The organism is Streptosporangium sp. NPDC006013, from assembly GCF_040614275.1.
Taxonomy (GTDB): Bacteria; Actinomycetota; Actinomycetes; order Streptosporangiales; family Streptosporangiaceae; genus Streptosporangium.
This window is the reverse complement of record NZ_JBEXUE010000492.1, coordinates 1-7,376: the sequence shown is the minus strand read 5'-3', so window position 1 is coordinate 7,376 and position 7,376 is coordinate 1. Positions and strand designations below refer to the sequence as shown.

The window sequence follows — 7,376 nt, the reverse complement described above, 5'->3', positions numbered from 1 at the left end:
GTCTTTCCGGCCGGAAAGACCGCCCACCGGCGGGGTTACGGGGATGCTCTCAGTGCCGGTGGTTGTGACCGGCGTGGTCGTGGCCCGCGTGGTCGTCCTCGTCCTCGTCCTCATCCGAGGGGCCGTCGGAGGGCTCGACGCCCAGCACGGCCTCGCGGGGCTCGATCTGCTCGACGTGCTCGATCAATCCCAGGACGTGGTCCGGCTCGATCAGCCACTGCAGCGCCGTGGCGCCGGTCTCGTCGGCCGAGACCAGTTCGGCCTGCTCCTTGCGCTCGTCGTCGTCCAGGTCGGCGTCAGGGTGGTTGATCTCCTTCAACGCGGCGGCCTGCAGGGAGGCGATGTCCTGCACCTCCACGGTCAGCTCAACAGTCAGACGCAGATAGCGTTCAGTGCCCGATTCATCACTCATGGTGGAAATCCTAGTGCCTGGTGAGGGTCGGACAGGGCCTGGGACCTGCCCGTTGGATCTTTTGCCCGCTGCTCCGCGCCGTAAGATCCGCGGGACGGGGCTAGGGGAGCTTCCACTCCACGGGGGGCGCGCCCTGCTGCTGGAGAAGCTCGTTCGTCTTGCTGAACGGGCGGGAGCCGAAGAAGCCGCTGCGGGCCGACAGGGGGCTGGGGTGGGCCGACTCGATGGCCGGGATGTTGCCGAGCATCGGGCGCAGGTTGCGGGCGTCGCGCCCCCACAGGATCGCCACCATCGGCTGCTCGCGTGCGACGAGGGCCTTGATGGCCTGCTCGGTGACCTCCTCCCAGCCCTTGCCCCGGTGCGAGGCGGGCTTGCCCGGCATGACGGTGAGCACCCGGTTGAGCAGCAGCACGCCCTGCTCGGTCCAGGGGGTCAGGTCGCCGTTGCTCGGCATCGGCAGCCCGAGATCCTCGGTGAGCTCCTTGTAGATGTTGCGCAGGCTGGCCGGGATCGGGCGTACGTCTGCGGCGACGGAGAAGCTCAGGCCGATGGGGTGACCCGGCGTGGGATACGGATCCTGCCCCACGATCAGCACCTTGACCTGGTCAAAGGGCTGCTGGAAGGCGCGGAGCACGTTGGCCCCGGACGGAAGGTACTGCCTGCCCTCCGCCACTTCCCTCCGGAGGAACTCGCCCATCTCGGCGATCTTCTCGGCAGCCGGTTCCAGGGCCTTGGCCCACCCGGCTTCCACGACTTCATTCAAGGGACGTGCGGCCATGTGCAGGACCCTATCGATGTTTTAGGCCCGGTACGGCGTGTGCCGGAAATCAGCGCGCGCCGCACCGGGCCTGCCCCTGGCTCTACTTCACCGAGCCGGCCATCATCCCTTGCACGAAATACCTCTGGAAGGCGAAAAAGAGGATCAATGGGATGATCAGCGACAGGAAAGCACCTGGCGCAAGAATGTCCACGTTGGTCCCGAATTGCCGCATCTGGGATTGCAGTGCCTTGGTCATCGGCTGGTTCTCGGTGTTGGCGAAGACCAGGGCGACGAGCAGGTCGTTCCAGACCCAGAGGAACTGGAAGATGCCGAGCGAGGCGACCGCGGGCTTGGCCAGCGGGAACACCACGGTCGAGAAGATCTTCCACTCGCCGGCACCGTCCATGCGCGCCGCCTCGAGCAGCGAGCGGGGGATGCCCGCGAAGAAGTTGCGGAGCAGGAAGATGGCGAACGGAAGCCCGAAGGCGACGTGGAAGAGGACCACGCCCGCGATGGAGCCGAAGATGCCGACCGTGCCGTAGAGCTTCGCGACCGGGATCAGCGCGATCTGGATCGGCACCACCAGCAGGCCGACCACCACGAGGAAGAGCGCGTCCCTGCCGGGGAACTCCATCCAGGCGAACGCGTACGCCGCCATGGCCGCGATGCCGATCACCAGGAGCGTCGCGGGCACCGTGATGAACACGGTGTTCCAGAACGACGCGGTGAACCCGCTCGCCAGCAGGTCGGAGTAGCTCTTGAGGGTGAACTCGGCGGGTTTGACAAGGGCGGTCCACCAGCCGGTGGAGTTGTTGGCCGTCTCCTCGCGGAGCGAGACCACGAACAGCCCGAGGGTCGGGACCAGCCAGAAGATGCCGATCAGCACCAGCACCGCCTGGACCAGGCCGCCGCCGATCCGGTCGACGACGCGGCCCGCCGCGCTGCGCGGTGGAGCGCCGAGGGTGGAGGTGGTCACTGGTTGTCCCTCCTGAACCGGCGGATGTTGAGAATCATGAAGGGCAGCACGAGGATCAGCAGGAAGATGGAGAGCGCGCTGCCCAGCCCCTGGTTGCCTCCGCCGCCGAAGGAGACGCGCCACATCTCCAGCGCGATCACGTTGGCCTGCGGCTGCACCGATCCCGGCGCGATGACGAAGACCAGGTCGAAGACCTTCAAGGTGTTGATGATCATCGTGACGAACACGACGAGCAGCACCGGGGCGAGCAGCGGGACGGTGATCCTGCGGAACACCTGCCACTCGGTGGCGCCGTCGATGCGGGCCGCCTCGAGCGCGTCGCGCGGGATGGCCGACAGGCCCGCCGCGATCAGCACCATGGAGAACCCGGCCCACACCCAGACGAACGCCCCGATGATCGCCGGGGTGATCAGGGTCGGTCCCAGCCAGGAGATCCCGTTGAAGGCCGCCTGGAAGTTCGACTGCGGCAGCCGCACCTGGTAGTCGCCGGGAGCGAGGCCGGTGAAGCGGAAGGTGCCGTCGGCCTCGGTGCGGGCGGTGGCCTTGACGGCGCCGTCCCGCACCGCCTCCACGGTCACCCCGACCAGCCCCTTCTCCGTCGGATCCACCTGGTTGACCGCTCCGCCGCCGCCCTGGGTGAAGTCCACCCACACCGTCCCGGCCAGCTCGCCGGGACCCGGCTGGGCCGCCTTCGCCGGTGCGGCCGAGGCGAGGGCGTCCGGCTTCACGCCGACCAGCGGGACGAGCACCGCCTGCCCGGGGGCGGCGGGCCCCCTGCTCAGCACCGCGCCCTGCTGGGCGATGACCGGTGCCTGGTCGTTCTCCCTGGGACGGGCGTCGGGATAGCCCTGGTCGGAGCCGAAGAGGCCGGTCACCGAGGTGATCACGGCGTTGGCCACGCCCCGGTCGGGGTCCTGCTCGTACACCAGGCGGAAGATGACGCCGGAGGCCATTAGGGAGACGGCCATCGGCATGAACACGATCAGTTTGAAAGCCGTGGCCCAGCGGATCCGCTCGGTGAGCACCGCGAAGATCAAGCCCATCACGGTGACCAGGAGCGGGGCCACCACCACCCAGATCAGGTTGTTCCTGATCGTGACCAGGGTGGCGGAGTCGCTGAAGATCGTGGCGTAGTTCCCCGCGCCGACGAAACCGTCGCCGTTGGCGTCGTAGAGGCTGCGGAAGATCGAGTAGATGATCGGGTAGATCACCATCACGCCGAGCAGGAGCGCCCCCGGCAGCAGGAACCAGATCGCCATGCTCGGCGGCGGTCCCAGCCGGGTGGCCCTCTTCGCCTCCATCGGCGCGGTGCCCCCGGCGGGGGCGGCGGCTGGGGAGGTGTGGACCTCGGTGCCGGCGTCGGGTGCCGGTCGCCGGGTGTCGTCAGGTCCGGGGGAGGACCCGCCGGCGGTGTCGCCGTGCGGGCCCTGCGGGCCGTCTAACCGGTCGGTCACGGCCTGTCTCCCTTACTTCCAGGCTTTCTTGGCCTCGGCCTCGAGCTTGGCCTGGATGCCCTTGACGTCCGAGGGGTCGCGGACGAAGTCCTGCAGGAGCTTCCACTGGCCCTTGCCGTCCGTGCCGCCGAAGGCGCTCGGCGCCAGGTCGGACATGTCGTAGCGGACCGCGTCGCCGGCGGAGATGATCGTCTGGGCGAGCTGCTTGGTCAGCTCGGCGGGGTAGTTGTCGGGCGAGACGTTGCGGTTGGGGGAGAGGTAGCCGGGGAGCTTCGCCCAGATCTCGCCGCCCTCGACGGAGGCGAGGAACTCCAGCAGGGCCATCGCGCCCTCGGAGTCCTTCATCACCACCGCGATGTCGCCGCCCAGCACGACCGGCTCGGTGTCACCGGCCTTCGGGAACGGGAAGTACTTGGCCTCCTCGCCCAGCTTGGCGCCCGACTCCTCGGCCGTGACGCCCACGAAGTCGGCCTCGATGACCATGGCGGACTTGTCCTGGCCGTAGACCTGGGTCACGCAGGTCGGGAAGTCGGTCTGCAGGGCGCCGGAGGAGCCGCCGAGCAGGAACTCCTTCTTGCCGACGAGCTGCCCGATCTTCTCCAGCGCGCCGGTCACGCTGGGGTCGGTCCACGGGATCTCGTGCTTGGAGAGCTTGGTGTAGTTCTCCGGGCCCGCGCTGGACAGGTAGACGTTCTCGAACAGGTCGGTCAGCGTCCAGCCGGAGGCGCCGCAGAGGGAGAACGGCGGGGTGCCGGAGTCGGCGATCGTCTGGGCGGTCTTGATCAGGTCGTCCCAGGTGGCCGGAGGCTGCGCCCCCGCGTCCTGGAACGCCTGGTCGCGGTACCAGATGAGCGACTTGTGAGCCGCCTTCACCAGCACGCCGTAGGACTGGCCGCCCGCGGAGCCGAGCTCCTTCCAGTACGGGGTGTAGTTGTCGTCGATCTGCTTCAGGACCCCGGCGCTGAGCGGCTTGAGCGCCTTCCGGTCCGCGTACTGCTGGACCAGGCCGGGCTGGGGCAGGATCGCGATGTCCGGAGGGTTGCCGCCCTCGATGCGCGGGCCGAGGTAGGCGCCGGTGTCCTCGCCGGTGGAGGCGTAGGTGACCTTGGCGCCGGTCTTCGCCTCGAACGCCTTGAGCACTTGCTCGAAGTTGGCCTGCTCGGCGCCGGTCCACTTGGCGGCGACCTCGATGGACACCCCGTCGAGGGTCTTGGCGGCGGGCGCGGACGCGCTGCCGCTCGCGGCCGGTGCCGGGGCGGGTGACTCGCCCCCGCACGCTGCGAGTGCCAGGGCGAGCCCCGCCGTCGTCACTGTGGCAATGGTCTTGCGCATGCTGAACAGACCTCCTGAGATGTCGAGGTTTTGGAACAGGGGGATGGGTGAGGACGTACGAACGGCCGAGATGGGGATGACGGCTCCTGACAGGGGGGGTACCCCGGTGTCAACGAGCCCGAATGATCTCGTCGAGCTGGTCTCTCATGGAGGCGACAACGTCGTCGCCGGCCTCCTCGAAGGGTGGGGTGAGCGCATTGGAGACCGCGCTGGCGATCACCAGGCTCACCTGGTTGTAGTTGGCACCCGCCGGTCTGGGCCGGGCGGAGAGGATGCTCTGCTTGAGGACCGGCAGGTAGGGGAAACGCTTGATCAGGGCGGGGTCGTCGTACAGTTCGGCCCACACGGGCGGGAACGAGCCGTTGGTGAGCACCTTTCGCTGGTTCTCCAGGCTGGTGAAGTAGCGGATGAAGTCGGTGGCCGACTTCTGCCGCTTGGAGAAGGCGCTCACCGCGAGGTTGTAGCCGCCGAGCGAGCCGGTGCCGGGGCCGTCGAGGCCGGGCAGCCGGGTCACCCCGAACTTGCCGGCGACCGCCGAGGTGGTGGCCGGTCCGTAGGCGTGCGGCCAGTTGCGGGCGAAGGCCAGCCGTCCCTCCTCGAAGGCGAGCTGTGCCTCGTCCTCCTTGAAGGAGAGCGACTCCTGCGGGATCCAGCCCTCCCGGAACCCGTCCACCAGGAAGTTCAGGCCGGCCTTCGCCCTGGCCACGTCCATGGTCACCTTGGTGCCGTCCTGGCTGAGGATCTGCCCGCCCGCCGACTGCACGGCCTCGGTGAAGTTGACGGTCAGGCCCTCGTAGGCCAGGAACTGGCCGGCGTAGCCGCCGATGCCGTACCTCTCGTGCAGAGTGCGTGCCTGCGTGCGGAGTTCCTCCCAGGTCTTCGGCGGTTTGAAACCCTGCTTGGCCAGCAGGTCCTTGCGGTAGTAGAGCAGCCCGGCGTTGCTGGTGTACGGCACGGCCCAGAGCCTGTCCCGGTAGACCGCCGTGTCGACGACCGGTGGCAGGAACCGGTCGAGCGGGAACATCGAGCGCTCCAGCGGCAGGATCCAGCCGGCGTCGGCGAACTCCGCGGTCCAGATCACATCCAGCCCGATCACGTCGTATCGGTCGCTTTTGGCCTGGAGGTTGGCGACCATCTGCGCCCGCTGCTCGTCGGCCGCCTCGGGGAGTTCGAGCAGGGTCGCCCGCTCCTCGGGGTGGTCCTGGTTCCAGCGGTCGAGCAGCGGCTGCAGGTAGGCGGTCGCGGGGCGCCCGATCACCAGGGTGAACGGGCCGGTTCCGCCGAACCGTTCGCCCTCCCGCTCTCCGGCCGCCGAGCAGCCGGCGACGAGAAGCACGATGAGCACGACGGGGATGAGTCGACGCACCGTGGCCTCCCGGTTTCCGGCTGATTACATACATGTTAGGTAGATGCATGTTATGCATGGCGATAACATCGTCGTCAACGGATAAACCCGTAACGCTCACGTAACGAGCTCTCCGAGGAGGTGGGGCGTGCGGCTGATGCTGCTGGCGCTCCTCGCGAAGGAACCTGCCCACGGCTACGAGCTCAAACAGGCGCTTGAGCAGATCTTCGGGAGCGCCTACCCCTCACCGAACATCGGGCAGATCTACGTCACGCTCGGCCGCCTGGAGAAGGACGGCTTGGTGCGCGCGGTGGACGTCGCGCAGTCCAACCGGCCGAACAAGAAGGTCTACCACCTGACGGCCGCGGGCCGCGACATCCTCGACACCTGGGTGGACGAGCCCACCGAGGGACCCAGGGTCAGGGACGAGTTCTTCATGAAGCTCGTGCTGGCCCCGATGACCGGCATCGCCGACAGGATGGCGATGATCAACCGCCAGCGCCGGCACTACCTTGGGCTCATGCGCGACCTCAACGAACTCGCGGAGCGGACCGATCCGGGCAATCGTGTCGCGCTCCTGCTGGTCGAGGGGGCCATGCTGCACCTCCAAGCCGACCTTGAGTGGCTCGAACGCTGCCAGGAGGAGTTGAGTTGACGTCCCCCGTGGTCGACACAGTCAATCTTGTCAAGATCTACCAGGACGGCGGGGTGCCGGTGCCCGCCGTGCGGGGGGTCGACCTGCGGGTGAGCGCGGGGGAGTTCGTGGCGGTCATGGGGCCGTCGGGGTCGGGCAAGTCCACGCTGGTCCACATGATCGGCGGCCTGGAGGCCAGGACCAGCGGCGAGATCTGGCTCGACGGGCAGCGGGCCGACACGCTGAAGGAGAGCGCCTGGGCGCTGCTCCGCCGCCGGAAGATCGGCTTCGTCTTCCAGTTCTTCAACCTCGTCGCCAACATGACCGTGGCCGACAACGTCGAGCTGCCCGCGCTGCTGGCCGGGGTCGGCGCGCGCGAGGCCCGCCGGCGCCGCGAGTACCTGCTCGGTCCCGGTAGCTGGTGACCCGCTCGGTGTCCGATGGGTTCTCCCGCAGGGTGATC

The 7,376-nt window shown here is 68.4% G+C and carries 8 protein-coding genes; 2 read left to right on the top strand and 6 right to left on the bottom strand.

Annotation, left to right across the window (positions count from 1 at the left end; genetic code table 11):
- Positions 1 to 49: 49 nt before the first annotated feature.
- The 6 genes from ABZ260_RS42750 to ABZ260_RS42725 all read right to left on the bottom strand — a co-directional run bounded on the left by ABZ260_RS42750 (position 50) and on the right by ABZ260_RS42725 (position 6,300).
- A complete protein-coding gene (locus tag ABZ260_RS42750; protein ID WP_350924586.1) occupies positions 50 to 412 on the bottom strand; it encodes a hypothetical protein in 363 nt (120 codons plus the stop codon).
- 100 nt (positions 413 to 512) lie between these two features.
- Positions 513 to 1,190 carry a uracil-DNA glycosylase gene (locus ABZ260_RS42745; RefSeq protein WP_355629291.1) on the bottom strand — a complete coding sequence of 226 codons (678 nt, stop codon included), beginning with the start codon at positions 1,188 to 1,190 and terminating at the stop codon, positions 513 to 515.
- Between the two features lie 82 nt (positions 1,191 to 1,272).
- Positions 1,273 to 2,148: a carbohydrate ABC transporter permease gene (locus tag ABZ260_RS42740; protein WP_355629289.1), complete on the bottom strand. Its 876-nt coding sequence runs from the start codon at positions 2,146 to 2,148 to the stop codon at positions 1,273 to 1,275.
- Positions 2,145 to 3,602, bottom strand: a complete 1,458-nt coding sequence (locus ABZ260_RS42735) for an ABC transporter permease subunit (protein WP_355629286.1) — start codon at positions 3,600 to 3,602, stop codon at positions 2,145 to 2,147. The genes ABZ260_RS42740 and ABZ260_RS42735 overlap by 4 nt, the downstream gene beginning before the upstream one ends.
- A 12-nt stretch (positions 3,603 to 3,614) precedes the next feature.
- Positions 3,615 to 4,934, bottom strand: a complete 1,320-nt coding sequence (locus tag ABZ260_RS42730; RefSeq protein WP_355629283.1) for an ABC transporter substrate-binding protein — start codon at positions 4,932 to 4,934, stop codon at positions 3,615 to 3,617.
- 109 nt (positions 4,935 to 5,043) lie between these two features.
- Complete coding sequence (locus ABZ260_RS42725; protein WP_355629280.1) at positions 5,044 to 6,300, bottom strand: ABC transporter substrate-binding protein; 1,257 nt, start codon at positions 6,298 to 6,300, stop codon at positions 5,044 to 5,046.
- Between the two features lie 136 nt (positions 6,301 to 6,436).
- Here ABZ260_RS42725 and ABZ260_RS42720 point away from each other — a divergent pair, with 136 nt between their 5' ends.
- Positions 6,437 to 6,934 carry a PadR family transcriptional regulator gene (locus ABZ260_RS42720; protein ID WP_350924894.1) on the top strand — a complete coding sequence of 166 codons (498 nt, stop codon included), beginning with the start codon at positions 6,437 to 6,439 and terminating at the stop codon, positions 6,932 to 6,934.
- A complete protein-coding gene (locus tag ABZ260_RS42715) occupies positions 6,931 to 7,338 on the top strand; it encodes an ABC transporter ATP-binding protein (RefSeq protein WP_355629278.1) in 408 nt (135 codons plus the stop codon). Before ABZ260_RS42720 ends, ABZ260_RS42715 begins: the two co-directional genes overlap by 4 nt.
- Positions 7,339 to 7,376 lie beyond the last annotated feature (38 nt).